Below are 15,701 nucleotides of genomic sequence, written 5' to 3'. Positions count from 1 at the left end.
CAGGAAAGGAGACCCGATGAGCACACCTCTCGACACGCATCCGGGCCCGCGCGACCCGGCCCCCCAGAACCTGACCGGCAAGATCCTGATCGCCATGCCGGGGATGAGCGATCCGCGCTTTGAACGTTCGGTCGTGCTGGTCTGCGCGCATTCGGACGAGGGCGCGATGGGGCTGCTGCTGAACCGCCCGCTGCCCGAGATCGACTTTGGCGACCTGCTGGAGCAGCTGGGGATCGAGGCCCATGACGGCGCCCGCCCAATCGAGGTGCGCTTTGGCGGCCCGGTCGAGCCCGGGCGCGGCTTCGTGCTGCACAAGGTGGCCGAACATGGCCAGGACCCCGAGGGGCGGATGCGCATCGGCCAAGCGCTGGCGATGACCACCACGCGCGACATCCTGGAGGATCTGGCCCAGGGGAACGGCCCCGAACCGGCGATCCTGGCCCTGGGCTATGCGGGATGGGGTCCCGGCCAGCTGGAAACCGAGATGCTGGCCAATGGCTGGCTGACCGGGGACAGCGCCGAGGACCTGATCTTCGACCATTCGCATAACGACAAATGGAGCCGCGCGCTGCGCGCCCAGGGAATCGACCCGTCGCTGCTGTCGGCGGCCGCCGGCCGCGCCTGATCAGCGCGGCGTCGGAAAGAACCTGTCGGACGGGGTGAAGATCTCGCAGCCGTCGGGGGTCACGCCGATCGAATGTTCGAACTGCGCCGACAGCGACTTGTCCCGGGTGACGGCGGTCCAGTCGTCGGCCAGGACCTTGGTCTCGGGGCGGCCCAGGTTGATCATCGGCTCGATGGTGAAGAACATGCCCTCCTCCAGAACCGGGCCTTTGCCGGACCGGCCGAAATGCAGCACGTTCGGCGGTGAATGGAACACCCGACCGATCCCGTGGCCGCAGAAGTCGCGCACCACCGACATCCGCCGCTCCTCGGCATAGGTCTGGATCGCCGCCCCGATGTCGCCGAAGGTCGCGCCGGGGCGCACCGCCTCGATTCCCTTCATCAGCGCGTCATGGGTCACCTGCAGCAGGCGCTGCGCCTTCAGGGGCGCGCGGCCCGCGACATACATCCGGCTGGTGTCCCCGAACCAGCCGTCCAGGATCACCGTCACGTCGATGTTCAGGATGTCGCCATCCTTCAGCAGCTTGTCGCCCGGGATGCCGTGGCATACTACGTGGTTCACGCTGATGCAGCTGGCATGCTGATAGCCGCGATAGCCGATCGTGGCCGAGGTCGCGCCCAGCTCCTCGACCCGGTTGCGGATGAAGTCGTCCAGGGCGCCGGTGGTCACGCCCGGCTCGACCAGGGGGCCGACCTCGTCCAGGATCTGCGCGGCCATCGCACCGGCTTTCCGCATCCCCGCGAAATCCTCGGGCATGTGGATGCGGATGCCTTCCTTGGTGATACGGCTCTCGTCCATCGCTGATCCTTTCTTCATGGGCCCTAGATAGATGCGCAGGCCCACTTGTTCCAGCCCTTCGCGCGGGCATAGAAGGATGGAACCGCATCCAGCCCAAGGGACAGTGCCCATGCAGTCCGACAATCCCACCGCAGCGATCCTGGTCATCGGGGACGAGATCCTGTCGGGCCGCACCCGCGAGGGGAACGCCCATCACCTGGCCCAGGTGCTGACCGCTACCGGCTTCGACCTGCGCGAGATCCGCGTCGTGGCCGACGACCACGACCGGATCGTGGCGGCGATCCGCGCGCTGGATGGCACCCTGGGGGGCGACTACGACCTGCTGTTCACCTCTGGCGGGATCGGGCCGACGCATGACGACATCACCGCCGATGCCGTCGCCGCCGCGCATGGCACCACGGTCGAGGTGAACCCGGAGGCCCGCGCCCTTCTGGCCGATCGCTGCGACCGCATGGGGATCGAGCTGAACGAGAACCGGTTGCGCATGGCCCGCATCCCGGTCGGCGCCACCCTGATCGACAATGGCGTTTCGGCGGCGCCGGGCTTTTCCATCGGCGCGACCCATGTGATGGCCGGCGTGCCCGAGGTGTTCCGTGCCATGGTGGCCTGGCTGGTCCCGCGCCTGCCCGGCGGGCGCCCGGTCCAGTCCCTGTCGGTCGAGGTGCGGCGCGGCGAGAGCGAGGTGGCCGAGGATCTGAAGGCCCTGGCCGCCGAATATGCCGACCTGTCGCTTGGCTCCTATCCCTTCCGGGACGAGACGGGCTGGGGCACGAACCTTGTCGTGCGCGGTCTGGATGCCCGGCGGGTGGATCAGGCCATGGCGGAACTGCGGGCGCGGATCGGCCTGTGACCGGCCGGCCCGACGCCGCGCTGGAGGACGCCTTCGAGGCGACCTGGCCCGCCGCGGAAACCGTCCGCTGCGGTGGGTTCCTGGTCGGCCGCGGCCTCGGGGCAGGAGGGCGGGTCAGTTCCGCCCATGTCTGCGGCCCCTGGGCACCGGGTGACCTGGACGCTGCCCAGGCACAGCACGCGCTGTGGGACCAGCCGCCGCTATTCCGGGCTTGGGACGATGATGACCGCCTGATCGCGGCGCTGACGGACCGCGGCTACCGGTCGCACATCCCGACGCTGGTCATGGCGGCACCCGTCGCCGCGCTGACGGACCGGCCGCTGCCCCCGGTCACCGCCTTTGCCGTCTGGCCGCCCTTGGCGATCCAGCGGCAGATCTGGGCGGCCGGGACCATCAACCCGGCGCGGCAGGCGGTCATGGAGCGGGTGCCCCAGCCCAAGGCCGCCCTGCTGGGCCGCATCCGCGACCGCGCGGCGGGTGCCGGCTTTGTCGCCGTGCACGGGCCGGTCGCCATGATCCACGCGGTCGAGGTCCTGCCCGCCTTCCGACGCCAGGGCCTTGCCGGATGGATGATGCGGCAGGCGGGTTTCTGGGCGCAGGATCTGGGCGCGACCCGCATCGGCCTGGCCGTCAGCCGCGCGAACAGCACGGCGCAGGCCGCCTATGCCAGCCTCGGCTTTACGGTCGTGGGCAGCTACGCCTATTACGGCCCCGCCTGACCCGTCGCACCGACCGTGACCGCAGGTCCGGGCGCCACTGACAGCCGCGACCTTGGCCCGCCAGGGCCGGTCAGGCGCGGCTGCCTGCCTGCCAACTACAGTTCGGTCCGCAGCTCCCACAGATCCGGGAACAGCACCACGTCCAGCATCCGCCGCAGATAGTTCACGCCGGAGGTGCCCCCCGATCCGCGCTTGAACCCGATGATCCGTTCCACGGTGGTCACATGATTGAACCGCCAGCGGCGAAAGTAATCCTCGAAATCGACCAGCTTCTCGGCCAGCTCGTACAGTTCCCAGGACCGTGCCGGATCGCGATAGACGGCCAGCCAGGCTGCCCGCGCCGCCGCGTCCGGCGCGTGGGGGGCGTCCAGCGCTGTGCGCGGGGCCACGTCGAAGCCCGCCGCCCGCAGCCGCCCCAGAACCTCGTCATAGAGCGACGGCCGCGCGGCCTCGGCCCGTAGGGCATCGGCCAGGTCGGGTCGATGGGCATGGGGCGCGATCATCGCCATGTTGCGGTTGCCCGCGACGAATTCGATCATCCGGTACTGATGCGACTGGAACCCGCTGCTTTCGGCCAGCGCCGGGCGAAAGGTCGAATATTCCGACGGCGTCATCGTGCGCAGCACGTCCCAGGCGGAATTCAGCTGCTCCATGATGCGGGCCACGCGGGTCAGCATCTTGAAGGCCGGGCGCAGGTCGGCCGCCGCGATCCGCGCGCGGGCGGCCCCCATCTCCAGCAGGGCCAGCTTCATCCACAATTCGGATGTCTGGTGCTGGATGATGAACAGCATCTCGTCATGCGCGTCCGACAGGGGGGCTTGGGCCGTCAGCAGGCGGTCCAGCCCCAGATAGTCGCCATAGGACATGCGCCCGTCGAACGACATGCGGGCGCCTTCTTCTGCAGGGTCGATGGTCATTGCTTCAGCCTGAACCTCTGGATCTTGCCGGTCTGGGTCTTGGGCAGGGCGTCGCAAAAGACCACCCGGCGGGGATATTTGAAGGGCGCGATCGCATCCTTCACATGCCGTTGCAACCGCTCGGCGGTCGCCGCATCCGGCGCGACGTCGGGGGCGAGGACCACATGCGCCTCGACGATCTGGCCGCGTTCCGCGTCGGGCGCGCCGATCACCGCGCATTCCAGAACGTCGGGATGCGCCAGCAGGGCGGCCTCCACGTCCGGCCCGGCGATGTTGTAGCCCGACGACACGATGATGTCGTCGCAGCGCGCCGCGAAATGGAACCGCCCGTCCTCATCCTGCCAGAAGGTGTCGCCGGTCAGGTTCCAGCCGTCCTGCACGTAATCCGCCTGCCGCGCGTCGTTCAGATAGCGGCAGCCGGTCGGCCCGATGACCGCCAGCCGCCCCATCTCTCCGCGCGGCACCTCCTGGCCCGCATCGTCCACGATCCGCGCCCGATACCCTTGAACCGGACGCCCGGTGCAGCCCGGATGGCTGTCCTCCAGCCGGTTCGTCAGGAAGATGTGCAGCATCTCGGTCGCGCCGATCCCGTCCAGCAGCGGCTTGCCCGTGCGGTCGTGCCAGTCCTGCCAGATCGGCGCGGGCAGGGTTTCCCCCGCGCTGATCGCCGCGCGCAGGCTGGACAGGTCCGCCCCCTGGTCCATCGCGCGCAGCATCACCCGATAGGCGGTGGGCGCCGTTACGCAGATCGTGGCGCGGTGGCGTTCGATGATCTCGATCATGTTCGGCGGAGAGGCATTCTCCAGCAGCACCGCGCTGGCCCCAAAGCGCAGCGGGAACACCGCCAGCCCGCCCAGGCCGAAGGTGAAGGCCAAGGGCGGCGATCCTACGAAGACGTCTTCCGGCCTGACCCCCAGCACCTCGCGCGCATAGCCGTCGGCGATGATCAGCAGGTCGCGGTGAAAATGCATCGTGGCCTTGGGCTCTCCGGTCGATCCCGAGGTCATGCCCAACAGCGCCACGTCGTCCCGTCCGGTCCGCACCGGGTCGAACCGCACCGGCTTGGTCAACGCCGCCCGGTCCAGTTCCGCATCGTGGTTCGCGGTGCCGTCGAACCCAACCACCGTGGTCAGCGTGGCCGAGCCCTTGGCCGCCGCCACCAGCTCATCCATCAGCCGCGTGTCGCACAGCGCATGCGTCACCTGCGCCTTGTCGATGATCTGGGACAGCTCCTTGGCGCGCAGCATGGGCATGGTGTTCACGACCACCGCCCCGGCCTTGGTCGCGGCCAGCCAGCAGGCGACCATCGCGGGGTTGTTGGCCGAGCGGATCAGCACCCGGTTGCCGGGCCGCAGGCCGTAATCCGCGACCAGCGCATGGGCCAGCCGGTTGGTCCAGTCCGACAGCTCCTTGTAGGTCCGCGCCCGCCCGTTGCCGACCAGCGCGACGCGGTCGCCAAAGCCGCGATCGACCATCCGATCCGTCAACTCCGCCCCCGCGTTCAGCCAGTCGGGATAGTCGTAACCCGACAGGTCGATCCGCGGCCAGGCCTCCGGCGGGGGCAGGTTGTCGCGCGTGAAGGTATCTTCGTGGCCGCTTGGTCCCAGCATCACCGTCCCCCTATTCCGGCACCACGGCCGTGGCCTCGATCTCGACCTTGGCGCGGTCCTCGACCAAGGCCACGACCTGCACCAGCGCCATGGCCGGGTAATGCCGGCCGATCACCGCGCGATAGGCCGCCCCCACGTTGCGCAGCGCGCCCAGGTATTCGTGCTTGTCAGTGACGTACCAGGTCAGCCGCACCAGATGCTCGGGGCCTGCGCCGCCCTCCGCTAGGACCGCCACGATGTTCTCCAGCACCTGCCGGACCTGGCCCGCGAAATCGTCGGTCTGAAAGACCTGATCCGCGTCCCAGCCCACCAGCCCGCCGGTAAAGATCATCCGCCCCCGCGCCATGATCCCGTTGGAATAGCCCGAGGCGCGCTTCCACGTCGCCGGATGCAGGGGTTCATGCATGATGCGCCTCCAGGGTCTGTCGCATGTCGTCGGGCCAGGGCGAGGGGGTGAAGTCGCGGTCCATCCAGACCACGGTTGTCCGTGCCTCCACCCGGTCCTCGGCGCGGACCAGGAACCGGGCACTGGACCGCCCCAGATGCTCGACCACCAGCGTCCAGTCCAGCCGGTCGCCAAGCCGCGACGGCTTGCGGAACGCCATCTCCAGCGCGACGGTGGGCATGCCCTGACCCGCCGCCATCATCGGGCCGAACCCGTGGCCCACGACCTCCAGGAAGAAGTTCTCCACCATGTGGTTCACCATCTCCGCATAGCGGGGGTAAAAGACGATCCCCGCCGGGTCGCAGTGGCAGAACTCAATGGGAATGGTGCGGGTATAGCTCATGCGCCCTCCAGGATGCTGCGGGCGATGACGACGCGCTGCACGTCGCTGGCCCCCTCATAGATGCGCAACGCGCGGATCTCGCGGTACAGGCTCTCGACCGGGCTGCCCACGCGCACGCCGTCGCCGCCATGCAGCTGCACGGCCTGGTCGATGACCTCCTGCGCGACCTCGGTGGCATAGAGTTTGGCCATCGCCGCCTCGCGGGTGATGCGGGGCGCGCCCCGGTCCTTGGCCCAGGCGGCGCGATAGATCAGCAGGGCGGCGGCGTCGATCTTCAGCGCCATGTCGGCCAGATGCCCCTGGACCATCTGCAACTCGGCCATCGGCGCACCCTGGATCTGGCGCGAACGCACACGCGCCAGCGCCTCATCCAACGCCCGGCGCGCAAACCCAAGGGCCGCGGCCCCCACCGTGGGCCGGAAATGATCCAGCACCGTCATGGCGATGCGGAACCCCTGTCCCGGCTGGCCGATCATCGCGTCACCGGGCAGCCGCACCCCCGTCAGGCGCAGATGCGCCAGCGGATGCGGCGCCATCACCTCGATCCGGCTGACGACCTCCAGCCCCGGCGTCTTCGCAGGCAGCAGAAAGGCCGACAGCCCGCGCGCGCCCGCACCCTCTCCGGTCCGCGCGACGATCACATAAACATCGGCGATACCGCCGTTCGAGATATAGGTCTTTTCCCCGTCCAGCGCCCACCCGTCGCCGTCGCGCCGCGCCGTGGTCGCCAGCCGCGCGACATCCGATCCGGACGCAGGCTCGGTCAGCGCAAACCCCGAAATCGCCCGCCCCGAACGCGTCCGCTCCAGCCATGCCCGCTGCGCCGCATTGCCGAACAGCGTCACGGCCCCCATGCCCAGCCCCTGCATGGCAAAGGCGAAATCCGCCAGCCCGTCATGGCGTGCCAGCGTCTCGCGGATCAGGCACAGCGTCCGCACGTCCAGCGCCTCGCCCCCCGAATGGCGCAACCAGCCGCCGTCCCCTAGGGCCCGCACCAGCCCGCGACAGGCCCCATCGACATCGCCGTGATCGACGGGCAGCGCGTCTGCTGCCCAGTCCTCCAGCCCTTGGGCCAGCACCCGATGCCGATCCTCGAAGAACGGCCAGTCCAGAAAGCTGCGATCCATCTTCTCTGTTGTCCAAATACCCGAAAATCAGTCGCCCTCGAAGACCGGCACCTCTTTGGCGACAAAGGCCCGATAGGCGCGTCCGAAATCGCGCGTGCTCATGCAGATGGCCTGGGCCTGCGCCTCGGCCTCGATCGCCTGGTCCAGCCCCATGGTCCATTCCTGCAACAGCTGCGTCTTGGTGATGCCATGCGCCCAGGTGGGCCCCGCCGCGATGGCCCGCGCCAGATCCATCGCGGCCGCGAAGACGTCGTCATGCAGGCTGTTCCAGAAGCCCCACCGCTCGCCCTCCGCGGCGCGCAGCACGCGGCCCGTGTACAGCAGTTCCGCCGCCCGCCCCTGGCCTACGATGCGCGGCAGCATCGCGCAGGCGCCCATGTCGCAGCCCGCCAGGCCCACCTTGGTGAACAGAAACGCGGCCTTGGCCGATGGCGCCGCCAGCCGCAGGTCGCTGGCCATCGCCATGATCGCGCCCGCGCCCACGCAGACCCCCTCGACTGCGGCGATCACGGGCTTGCCGCAATGGATCATGGCGCGGACCAGCTCCCCGGTCATGCGGGTAAAGGCCAGCAATTGCGGCATCTCCATGCCGACCAGCGGGCCGATGATCTCGTGGACGTCGCCGCCCGAACAGAAATTTCCGCCATTGCTGGCCAGCACCACCACGTCCACGTCGGACGCATGGGCCAGCATGCGAAAGCACGCGCCCAGTTCGGCATAGCTGTCGAAGGTCAGGGGGTTCTTGCGCTCGGGGCGGTTCAGGCGGATCACCGCGATGCGGTCCGTGACCTCCCACAGGAAATGCTCGGGCGCGAGGCCTGCCATGGTGACGGGGTTCATTCGGTCCTCCCGGCGCGGGACAGGATGTCGCGCAGCGCCTCCAGATCGGTTTCGGACAATCGGCCCAGGATCGCGTCGACCTCGGCCTCGTGGCCCAGGGCCATGATCTCGAAGGCCTCCAGGCCCCCGGGCGTCAGGCGCACACGGATGCGGCGGCGGTCGCCATCCTCGGCCTCGCGGCGGACCATGCCGTCGGCCTCCAGCCGGTCGACGACCGCGGTGGCGTTGCCGTTCGACACCAAAAGCAGGCGCGACAGTTCCGACATCGTCACACCGTCCCGCCTGCGCCACAGCGCCGCCATCACGTCGAACCGCGGCAGGGTCGTGCCATGCGCGCGGCGCAGATAGTCGCGCAACTGGTTCTCGGCCCCCCGCGTCACGCCCAGAAGGCGGATCCAGGTCTTCAGCCGCCGCTTTGACAGGTCGCTCATGCGCTCTCGCCCCCGTCCAGGACGATGGCCTGGCCGTTCAGGCTGGCCGCCGCGGGGGATGCCAGCCACAGGGCCGTGGCCGTCACCTCCGCAGGCGCGATCAGCCGCCCCTGCGGGTTCTTGCCCGCCAGCGCCGCCACTGCCGCATCCCGGTCGCGGCCGGTCTTGTCCATGATGTTGGCTATGCTGCGGCCGGTCATCTCGGTGTCCAGATAGCCGGGACAGATCGCGTTGACGGTGATGTCCTTCCTGGCCACCTCCAGCGCCAGCGACCGCACCAGGCCCATCACGCCGTGCTTGCTGGCCGCATAGGGCGCCGCATAGGCCGCGCCGCGCACGCCGGTGATCGAACAGATGGCGATCATCCGCCCCCCCGGTCCCATCTGCGAAAGCGCCTGCCGGAATGTCAGGAACACGCCGGTCAGGTTGACCGCGATGATGCGGTTCCAGTGATCCATCGTGACCTTGCCAAAGGGCGCGGCCTCGGCGATGCCGGCATTGGCGATGACCATCTGGCAGGGGCCGGCGTCGTCGAAGATGCGGCGCACCTGATCCTCGTCGCTGACATCGCCCGGCACGGCGCGGATCAGGCCGCCCGCCACCGCCTCCAGCCGCGCGGCATCACGGCCGGTGATGACGACCTCATGACCTTGGGCGACAAAGGCGCGGGCCATGTCGGCGCCGGTGCCGCTGCCGCCGCCGGTGATCAGGACGCGGGTCATGCGCGGATCTCCTCGGCCTGCTTGGCGGCCAGGCGGCGCGCCTGATCGCGGCCCGCGTGATAGGGCAGGGGCCAGTCCGCCCCATCGCCAAGGGCCGTCGCCGCATGCAGCGTCCAATAGGGGTCGGCCAGATGCGGCCGCCCGATGGCCACCAGATCGGCGCGCCCGGCCATCAGGATGCCGTTGGCCTGATCCGCATCGGTGATGTTGCCCACCGCCATCGTGGCCAGCCCCGCCTGGTTGCGGATGCGGTCCGAGAACGGCGTCTGGAACATCCGCCCATAGACGGGCCGCGCCTCGGGCGTCGTCTGGCCCGCGGACACGTCGATGATATCCGCCCCCGCCGCGTGAAAGGCCCGCGCGATGGCGACCGATTCGTCAGGCGTCACGCCATCCTCGGTCCAGTCCGTGGCCGAGATGCGCACCGACATCGGCTTATCCTCCGGCCAGACGGCGCGCATGGCGGTGAACACCTCCAGCGGCCAGCGCAGTCGGTTCCCGAGGCTGCCGCCATAGGCATCCGTGCGCCCGTTCGACACCGGCGACAGGAACCCCGACAGCAGATAGCCATGCGCCGCGTGCAGCTCGATCATGTCAAAGCCCGCCGCATCGGCCATGCGGGTGGCGGCGACGAACTGCTGGGTCACCGTCTCCATGTCCGCGCGGGTCATCTCGCGCGGCACGGCATTGCCGTCAGACCAGGGGAGGGCCGAGGCGGCCATGATCGGCCAGTTGTCGTTCTCCAAGGGCTGGTCCATCCCCTCCCACCCGATGCGGGTGGAGCCCTTGCGGCCCGAATGGCCGATCTGGCAGCAGATCCTGGCGTCCGTCTCGGCATGGACGAAATCGGTGATCCTCCGCCAGGCCGCCTGATGTTCGGGCGCGTAAAGGCCCGGACAGCCGGGCGTGATGCGGCCTTGCGCGCTGACGCAGGTCATTTCGGTAAAGACCAGCCCCGCCCCGCCCTTGGCGCGTTCGCCATAATGGACCAGATGCCAGTCGGTCGGACAGCCCTCCCGCGCCTTGTACTGCGCCATGGGCGAGACGACGATGCGGTTCTTCAGCGCCAAGTCGCGCAGGCGGAAGGGCGCAAAGATCGGCGCGCGGCCCGGCTGGCCGCCGGCCTGGGCCTGAAACCAGTCCTCGGCCTTGCGCACCCAATCTGGGTCGCGCAGGCGCAGGTTCTCGTGCCCGATGCGCTGGCTGCGGGTCAGCAGGGAATAGGTGAACTGGATCGGGTCTAGGTCCAGATAGCGTTCGACCTCCTCGAACCATTCGAGGCTGTTGCGGGCCGCCGATTGCAGGCGCAGCACCTCGACCCGCCGCTCGTCCTGATAGCGGGCAAAGGCGCGGGGCAGGTCGGGTTCGCTGTGCAGATAGTCCGCCAGCGCGATGGCGCTGTCTAGGGCCAGCCGCGTGCCAGACCCGATCGAGAAATGTCCCGTCGCCGCCGCATCGCCCATCAGCACCACGTTCTCATGATACCAACGCTCGCAGATCACGCGCGGAAAGTTCATCCAGACGGCAGAGCCGCGCAGATGCGCCGCGTTCGACATCAGATCGTGCCCGCCCAGATGGTCCTTGAAGACGTCGCGGCAGGTCTCGACGATCTGCTCCTTGGTCATGGCTTCGAAGCCCATCGCGTCCCAGGTCTCCTGTGCGCATTCCACGATGAAGGTCGCGGTGTCGGCATCGAAGGAATAGACATGCGCCCAGAGCCAGCCCTGCGGCGTCTTTTCGAAGATGAAGGTGAAGGCGTCGTCGAATTTCTGTTTCGTGCCCAGCCACACGAACTTGCAGCGGCGCATGTCGATGTCGGGGCGGAAGACGCCGGCGTATTCGGCGCGGACCTTGCTGTTCAGCCCGTCGCAGGCGACCACCAGGTCATAGTCGCGGCGATAGCTCTCGGCGGTGTCGAACTCGGTGCGGAACTGCAGGTCCACGCCCAGGTCGCGCGCGCGGTCCTGCAGCAGGATCAGGAGTTGCCGCCGCCCGATGCCGGCGAAGCCGTGCCCGCCCGAGACCTGCCGGTGGCCGTCGCGGACCACCGCGATGTCGTCCCAATAGATGAAGTGGTCGCGGATCGCCTGCGCCGAGGGCGGGTCGTTGCGTTCCAGCCGCGACAGGGCGTCGTCGGACAGCACCACGCCCCAGCCAAAGGTGTCGCCCGCGCCGTTGCGTTCCAGCACGGTCACCTCATGCGACGGATCGCGCAGCTTCATGGAGATCGCGAAATAAAGGCCCGCCGGACCGCCGCCCAGACAGAGAATCTTCATGACGTGCCACCTCCTGCACCGGAGGCTGGCACGGCACCAAGATCATTTCAAGCTTGAAACTTCCTGGGCGATGGACCGGGCGATCATCGCCGGGACCTCGGGGGCCAGGCCCAGGGGGTCAAGGCGCGGGCCGGTGAAGCCCGCCTGGTCCAGCGCCTCGGGCAGGTCGTCCAGCACATGTTCGGCTTTCAGCGCGAACAGCGGCAGGCTGATCGCGCGCTCCAGCCCCTTCGCGGCATCGGCGATGAAGGGCTCCTGTTCGACGAATCCCGTAACGACCCGCGCGAAATGCGGCGACAGGCGTTCGGCCAGCGCGGTGGTGATGTCAAAGCTGGCCTGGCTGCGCTGAGAGCCATGCGCCGACAGCAGCAGCGTCGTGTCGGGCAGCGCCCAGCCCTGCGCCTCGGCCGCCTGCCGGGCCTTTTCAACGATGAGGTCCGGCAGGCCCGGATCGGTGCCGAAGGGGCGCATGATATGGGCGCCCGGCGCACCCGCCCCGGTCAGGCGACGGGGCAGTTCGGTGCCGGTGAACCAGCCCTCGGCCATGAACATCGGATAGATGATGCAGTCGCTGCGGCAGGTGCGGGGCAGCGCCTCGGGGTCGGCCAGGGTCGCCCCCAGGACCTCGACGCCGGGCGCGTGGCGCGCCACCTCGGCCGCCAGGGCCTCGATCGCCGCCTGCTGGGGCGCGGGGTCGCCGGGCTGGCCATGCGAGATGATGACGGCCCGCGTCACGATCTGCGGCCGGTCGCCTTCGCGGAAAAAGCGGGCAAAGTTTTCAGGCATGGGGAATTCGGCCAATGCGCGGGCCCGGGCCTCGTCCGACATCTTGCGGGCGGTCTTTTCGATGATGCGGGGCATCTTGTCGTCGGGCAGGGCGGCCATGAAATCGCCCAGATACCAGCGGATGAAGGTGAAGCAGATCACATCCTCCAGCGCCTGGACCTGGGGATCGCGCTTGAGCCCCTGCTTCGTCAGCATCCTGCGGGCGCGGTCGATGTCGTCCGCGTCATAGCCCGCATCCGTCATGATGCCCGCGATGCGCTCGGCATGGCGGCGGCCCTGCTCCTGGCGCCATTGCAGATAGCCGGGGCGGTTCATCGGAAAGGCGCTGCGGGGCAGGGTCCAGCGTTCGATGTGCTGGCCCCGGCAGGCGATGCGCAGCACGTCATCCGCCTGGGGAAACAGGCGCTGCTGTTCCGCCGTCATCCGCTGGCCATAAAGCAGGTTGGCCGGTTTGCCCTCATCAAGGTTCGGGTCCTGCGCATTGGCGGCGTCGATGGCGGCAAAGGCGTGGTCGAGGCGGGTCATCGCGGTCTCCGGGTTCTTTTGGCGACTGTGCGCAAGGGGGGTGCCGGAGGCAAGCAAAGATGGGCGGCGCGGCCCCCGTTCTGCGGACTCCCCCGGAGGCATCTCGGCAAGGGAGAAGGATCAGGGCAGGGCGAAAAGGTCGGGAAGGTCCTGGCGGTCGTCCAGCAGGACCTGGGCCGCCAGATCCGCGATCAGGGGCGCCATGCCAAAGCCGATCTTGAAGCCGCCATTGGCGATCAGGTGGCCCGGCCGTCCCGGCCAGGGGGCCAGCACGGGCGCGCGGGAACGTGCGCGCGGGCGAAGGCCGGCCCAGACCTCCAGGACCGGCGCCTCCCGCAGCGCGGGGCACAGGGCGCGGGCGCGGGCCAGCAATGCGTCGGCCTGATGATCGGGGCGGTCATGGTCGTAGCTGTTTTCCGAGGTCGAGCCGATCGCGGTGGTGCCGTCGGCATGCGAGACCACATGCAGCCCGTCCGCAAAGACCTGCGGCGCGTCCGGTGCGGCATGGGCCAGCAGCAGCGACTGGCCCTTGACGCCCTGGCCGATCCTGCGCTCCAGCGCCAGGTTCAGGTCGAAAAGCCCCGGCGTTCCCGTGGCCCAGAGGGTGGGGGCCGCATCCGGCGCCGGGCAACCCTCGATGATCTCGCCGCCCCGCGCGCGAATGGCGGCGGCCAGGGCGGCCAGCGCGGCACGCGGGTTCAGCCGTGCGGTCATCCGGTCCTGCAGCCACAGCCCGGTGGGGCTGTCGGGCACCAGGGGTGCCTCCGGGCGGTCGGTCAGCCACATCCCCAGGTCCTGCGGCCAGTTCCGGGCGGCGGCCGCGATGCGGTCGGTCAGGCGTTCGGCCATGGCCGGGTCCGCGACAGGCTGCAGGCGGCCCGTGCGGCCATAGCCTGTAGGCAGGCCCGAGACATCCTCGACCTCGGCCCAGAAGTCCGGGGCGGCCAAAAGGCTTTGCAGCTGCAGCGCCTTCTTGGGGTTCCAGTTTTCGGGCGCATGGGGGGCCAGGGCGCCCACATGCCCGCCCGAGGCGCCGGCGCCGATGTGGTGGGCCTCGAAGACCCGCACCCGCGCGCCCCAGCGGGCCAGCGCCCAGGCCGAGGCCAGCCCGAAGATGCCGGCCCCTGCCACATGGATCATCCCGTCCCTTGCCAAAGCCGCGTCCTTTCCCGAAAGCTGCCGGTCATGAGCGATCTAGACCAACCCCGCCCCGAAGACGAGCCTGCGCTGGACTGGCGCGAGGGGGGCGTGCCGGTGTCGACCCGGTTCGACGACCCGTATTTCAGCCTTTCGGGCGGACTGGCGGAAACCCGGCACGTGTTCTTGCAGGGCAACGACCTGCCCGCGCGGCTGGTGGCAGGCTTTCACGTGGCGGAACTGGGCTTTGGCACCGGGCTGAACGCGCTGGCGCTGGCGCAGGTCGCGCAGGTGCCGGTGCGGATGACCAGCTTCGAGGCCTTCCCGATGAGCCTGCCGCAGCTGGCCCAGGCCCATGCGGCCTTTCCCGAACTGGCGGACCTGGCGGCGCAGTTGCGGGCGGGCTGGGGCGGCGCGCGGATCAACCTGGGCCAGGTCGAGCTGACGCTGGTGCTGGGCGACGTGGCGCAAACCTTGCCCCCATGGCAGGGGCGGGCTGATGCCTGGTTCCTGGACGGGTTCTCGCCCGCCAAGAACCCGCAGATGTGGGAGCCTGCGGTGATGGCCCAGGTGGCGCGACACACCGGGCCCGGCGGCAGCTTTGCAACCTATACGGCGGCGGGCCATGTGCGCCGGGCCCTGGCCGAAGCGGGGTTCGCGGTGACCCGCAGCCCGGGTTTCGGGCGCAAGCGGCACATGAGCGTCGGGCGGCTGGCCGCCGCGCCGGTCATCGACGCGTGACCCGCGGGATGCGGCTGCCGGCATAGGCCGCGTCCGGATGCGGGGGATGGCCATGGGTGCGGCTCCAGAAGTCCGGGCCGCCACGGCGCAGGAACAGCGGCAGCGCCAGCAGCAGGCCCGCGGCAAATCCGCCCGCATGGGCCCAGTAGGCCACGCCGCCCTGCGCGCCGACATTGGTGAAGCCGCCCAGCAGCTGCAGGCCGAACCAGAGGCCCAGCATCAGCCAGGCGGGCAGGGTGAAGACCTTGAAGAAAATGATGAAGATCGCCACCACATCGACCCGGGCGCGCGGGAACATCAGCAGATAGCCCCCCATCACCCCCGCGATCGCCCCCGAGGCGCCGACCATCGGCACCGGCGACAGCGGATCGGCCCAGATCTGCGCCGCCGCCGCCGCAAGCCCCGCGCCCAGGTAGAAGGCCAAAAAGCCCGCGCGGCCCATCTGGTCCTCCAGGTTGTCGCCGAAGATCCACAGGAACAGCATGTTGCCACCCAGATGCAGCAGGCCCGCATGCAGGAACATGTGGGTCAGCAGCCCGCCCATCAGCTCTCCGTTGACGATGGCCAGCGGATAGAGCGCCAGCTGCGCCCAGAGCATCTCGCCTGCCTCCTGTCCCGGAAGGGTGACCAGATACATCGCGATATTGGCCGTGATCAGTGCCCAGGTGACCAGCGGCCTGCGGGTGGAGGGATTATGGTCGCGGATCGGGAACATCGGTGTCAGCCCGTCCGGGCGCGGTCGCAGGGTGCAACACGGGGGCGTGGCGCGGCGCAGGGCGGGGCAGGTGGGGCCATCGGGCGTCTCCGGA

General features: G+C 69.4%; 17 protein-coding genes. 4 read left to right on the top strand and 13 right to left on the bottom strand.

From position 1 onward, the window contains the following. Window positions 1-16 precede the first annotated feature (16 nt). Complete coding sequence (locus ACZ2G3_RS14775) at window positions 17-625, top strand: YqgE/AlgH family protein (protein WP_419269369.1); 609 nt, start codon at window positions 17-19, stop codon at window positions 623-625. On the opposite strand, the gene map is transcribed toward ACZ2G3_RS14775, so the two are convergent. Next, the gene (map, locus tag ACZ2G3_RS14770; protein ID WP_470396761.1) at window positions 626-1,423 is read right to left on the bottom strand and encodes a type I methionyl aminopeptidase; all 798 of its coding nucleotides are present in this window, start codon (window positions 1,421-1,423) and stop codon (window positions 626-628) included. 109 nt (window positions 1,424-1,532) lie between these two features. Here map and ACZ2G3_RS14765 point away from each other — a divergent pair, with 109 nt between their 5' ends. Together ACZ2G3_RS14765 and ACZ2G3_RS14760 are read left to right on the top strand one after the other, a co-directional pair. Next, entirely contained in the window at window positions 1,533-2,273 is a 741-nt protein-coding gene (locus ACZ2G3_RS14765) for a competence/damage-inducible protein A (RefSeq protein WP_419269365.1), read from the top strand. Then, window positions 2,270-2,992: a GNAT family N-acetyltransferase gene (locus ACZ2G3_RS14760; protein ID WP_470396760.1), complete on the top strand. Its 723-nt coding sequence runs from the start codon at window positions 2,270-2,272 to the stop codon at window positions 2,990-2,992. Before ACZ2G3_RS14765 ends, ACZ2G3_RS14760 begins: the two co-directional genes overlap by 4 nt. A gap of 95 nt (window positions 2,993-3,087) precedes the next feature. Here ACZ2G3_RS14760 and ACZ2G3_RS14755 read toward each other — a convergent pair whose 3' ends face one another. The 11 genes from ACZ2G3_RS14755 to ACZ2G3_RS14705 form a co-directional block, all read right to left on the bottom strand. After that, window positions 3,088-3,909 (bottom strand): tryptophan 2,3-dioxygenase, encoded by an 822-nt coding sequence (locus ACZ2G3_RS14755; protein WP_470396759.1) that lies wholly within the window; start codon window positions 3,907-3,909, stop codon window positions 3,088-3,090. Next, window positions 3,906-5,519 carry an AMP-binding protein gene (locus ACZ2G3_RS14750; RefSeq protein ID WP_470396758.1) on the bottom strand — a complete coding sequence of 538 codons (1,614 nt, stop codon included), beginning with the start codon at window positions 5,517-5,519 and terminating at the stop codon, window positions 3,906-3,908. Before ACZ2G3_RS14750 ends, ACZ2G3_RS14755 begins: the two co-directional genes overlap by 4 nt. Before the next feature lie 10 nt (window positions 5,520-5,529). Further along, entirely contained in the window at window positions 5,530-5,925 is a 396-nt protein-coding gene (locus ACZ2G3_RS14745; RefSeq protein WP_470396757.1) for a RidA family protein, read from the bottom strand. Further along, a complete protein-coding gene (locus ACZ2G3_RS14740; protein WP_470396756.1) occupies window positions 5,918-6,307 on the bottom strand; it encodes an acyl-CoA thioesterase in 390 nt (129 codons plus the stop codon). The genes ACZ2G3_RS14745 and ACZ2G3_RS14740 overlap by 8 nt, the downstream gene beginning before the upstream one ends. After that, the gene (locus ACZ2G3_RS14735; protein WP_470396755.1) at window positions 6,304-7,434 is read right to left on the bottom strand and encodes an acyl-CoA dehydrogenase family protein; all 1,131 of its coding nucleotides are present in this window, start codon (window positions 7,432-7,434) and stop codon (window positions 6,304-6,306) included. Before ACZ2G3_RS14735 ends, ACZ2G3_RS14740 begins: the two co-directional genes overlap by 4 nt. A 27-nt stretch (window positions 7,435-7,461) precedes the next feature. Continuing rightward, a complete protein-coding gene (locus ACZ2G3_RS14730; protein WP_470396754.1) occupies window positions 7,462-8,274 on the bottom strand; it encodes an enoyl-CoA hydratase family protein in 813 nt (270 codons plus the stop codon). Next, entirely contained in the window at window positions 8,271-8,705 is a 435-nt protein-coding gene (locus tag ACZ2G3_RS14725; RefSeq protein ID WP_419269351.1) for a MarR family winged helix-turn-helix transcriptional regulator, read from the bottom strand. Before ACZ2G3_RS14725 ends, ACZ2G3_RS14730 begins: the two co-directional genes overlap by 4 nt. Further along, on the bottom strand, window positions 8,702-9,427 hold the full coding sequence (locus ACZ2G3_RS14720) for an SDR family NAD(P)-dependent oxidoreductase (RefSeq protein ID WP_470396753.1): 726 nt from the start codon (window positions 9,425-9,427) through the stop codon (window positions 8,702-8,704). The genes ACZ2G3_RS14725 and ACZ2G3_RS14720 overlap by 4 nt, the downstream gene beginning before the upstream one ends. Next, entirely contained in the window at window positions 9,424-11,703 is a 2,280-nt protein-coding gene (locus tag ACZ2G3_RS14715; protein ID WP_470396752.1) for a bifunctional salicylyl-CoA 5-hydroxylase/oxidoreductase, read from the bottom strand. The genes ACZ2G3_RS14720 and ACZ2G3_RS14715 overlap by 4 nt, the downstream gene beginning before the upstream one ends. Window positions 11,704-11,745: 42 nt before the next feature. Next, window positions 11,746-13,014, bottom strand: a complete 1,269-nt coding sequence (locus ACZ2G3_RS14710; protein ID WP_470396751.1) for a DUF4202 family protein — start codon at window positions 13,012-13,014, stop codon at window positions 11,746-11,748. Between the two features lie 120 nt (window positions 13,015-13,134). Next, on the bottom strand, window positions 13,135-14,154 hold the full coding sequence (locus tag ACZ2G3_RS14705) for an NAD(P)/FAD-dependent oxidoreductase (protein ID WP_470396750.1): 1,020 nt from the start codon (window positions 14,152-14,154) through the stop codon (window positions 13,135-13,137). 45 nt (window positions 14,155-14,199) lie between these two features. Between ACZ2G3_RS14705 and mnmC2 the strand changes: the two genes are divergently transcribed. After that, window positions 14,200-14,892, top strand: coding sequence for a tRNA (5-methylaminomethyl-2-thiouridine)(34)-methyltransferase MnmC2 (gene mnmC2 / locus ACZ2G3_RS14700; RefSeq protein WP_470396749.1), 693 nt, complete (start codon window positions 14,200-14,202; stop codon window positions 14,890-14,892). On the opposite strand, the gene ACZ2G3_RS14695 is transcribed toward mnmC2, so the two are convergent. Continuing rightward, complete coding sequence (locus ACZ2G3_RS14695; protein ID WP_470396748.1) at window positions 14,879-15,607, bottom strand: rhomboid family intramembrane serine protease; 729 nt, start codon at window positions 15,605-15,607, stop codon at window positions 14,879-14,881. The genes mnmC2 and ACZ2G3_RS14695 overlap by 14 nt on opposite strands. Between the last annotated feature and the right edge of the window lie 94 nt (window positions 15,608-15,701).

It is taken from the genome of Paracoccus sp. KKT209 (assembly GCF_055635455.1).
The sequence above is the reverse complement of the archived record's forward strand: the minus strand, read 5'-3'. Positions and strand labels throughout refer to the sequence as shown.

Coding starts and splice junctions, on each gene's coding strand:
- ACZ2G3_RS14775 (WP_419269369.1), top strand. CDS start 17: ATGAGCACACCTCTCGACACGCATCCGGGCCCGCGCGACCCGGCCCCC.
- map (WP_470396761.1), bottom strand. CDS start 1,423: ATGGACGAGAGCCGTATCACCAAGGAAGGCATCCGCATCCACATGCCC.
- ACZ2G3_RS14765 (WP_419269365.1), top strand. CDS start 1,533: ATGCAGTCCGACAATCCCACCGCAGCGATCCTGGTCATCGGGGACGAG.
- ACZ2G3_RS14755 (WP_470396759.1), bottom strand. CDS start 3,909: ATGACCATCGACCCTGCAGAAGAAGGCGCCCGCATGTCGTTCGACGGG.
- ACZ2G3_RS14750 (WP_470396758.1), bottom strand. CDS start 5,519: ATGCTGGGACCAAGCGGCCACGAAGATACCTTCACGCGCGACAACCTG.
- ACZ2G3_RS14745 (WP_470396757.1), bottom strand. CDS start 5,925: ATGCATGAACCCCTGCATCCGGCGACGTGGAAGCGCGCCTCGGGCTAT.
- ACZ2G3_RS14740 (WP_470396756.1), bottom strand. CDS start 6,307: ATGAGCTATACCCGCACCATTCCCATTGAGTTCTGCCACTGCGACCCG.
- ACZ2G3_RS14735 (WP_470396755.1), bottom strand. CDS start 7,434: ATGGATCGCAGCTTTCTGGACTGGCCGTTCTTCGAGGATCGGCATCGG.
- ACZ2G3_RS14730 (WP_470396754.1), bottom strand. CDS start 8,274: ATGAACCCCGTCACCATGGCAGGCCTCGCGCCCGAGCATTTCCTGTGG.
- ACZ2G3_RS14725 (WP_419269351.1), bottom strand. CDS start 8,705: ATGAGCGACCTGTCAAAGCGGCGGCTGAAGACCTGGATCCGCCTTCTG.
- ACZ2G3_RS14720 (WP_470396753.1), bottom strand. CDS start 9,427: ATGACCCGCGTCCTGATCACCGGCGGCGGCAGCGGCACCGGCGCCGAC.
- ACZ2G3_RS14715 (WP_470396752.1), bottom strand. CDS start 11,703: ATGAAGATTCTCTGTCTGGGCGGCGGTCCGGCGGGCCTTTATTTCGCG.
- ACZ2G3_RS14710 (WP_470396751.1), bottom strand. CDS start 13,014: ATGACCCGCCTCGACCACGCCTTTGCCGCCATCGACGCCGCCAATGCG.
- ACZ2G3_RS14705 (WP_470396750.1), bottom strand. CDS start 14,154: ATGATCCATGTGGCAGGGGCCGGCATCTTCGGGCTGGCCTCGGCCTGG.
- mnmC2 (WP_470396749.1), top strand. CDS start 14,200: ATGAGCGATCTAGACCAACCCCGCCCCGAAGACGAGCCTGCGCTGGAC.
- ACZ2G3_RS14695 (WP_470396748.1), bottom strand. CDS start 15,607: ATGTTCCCGATCCGCGACCATAATCCCTCCACCCGCAGGCCGCTGGTC.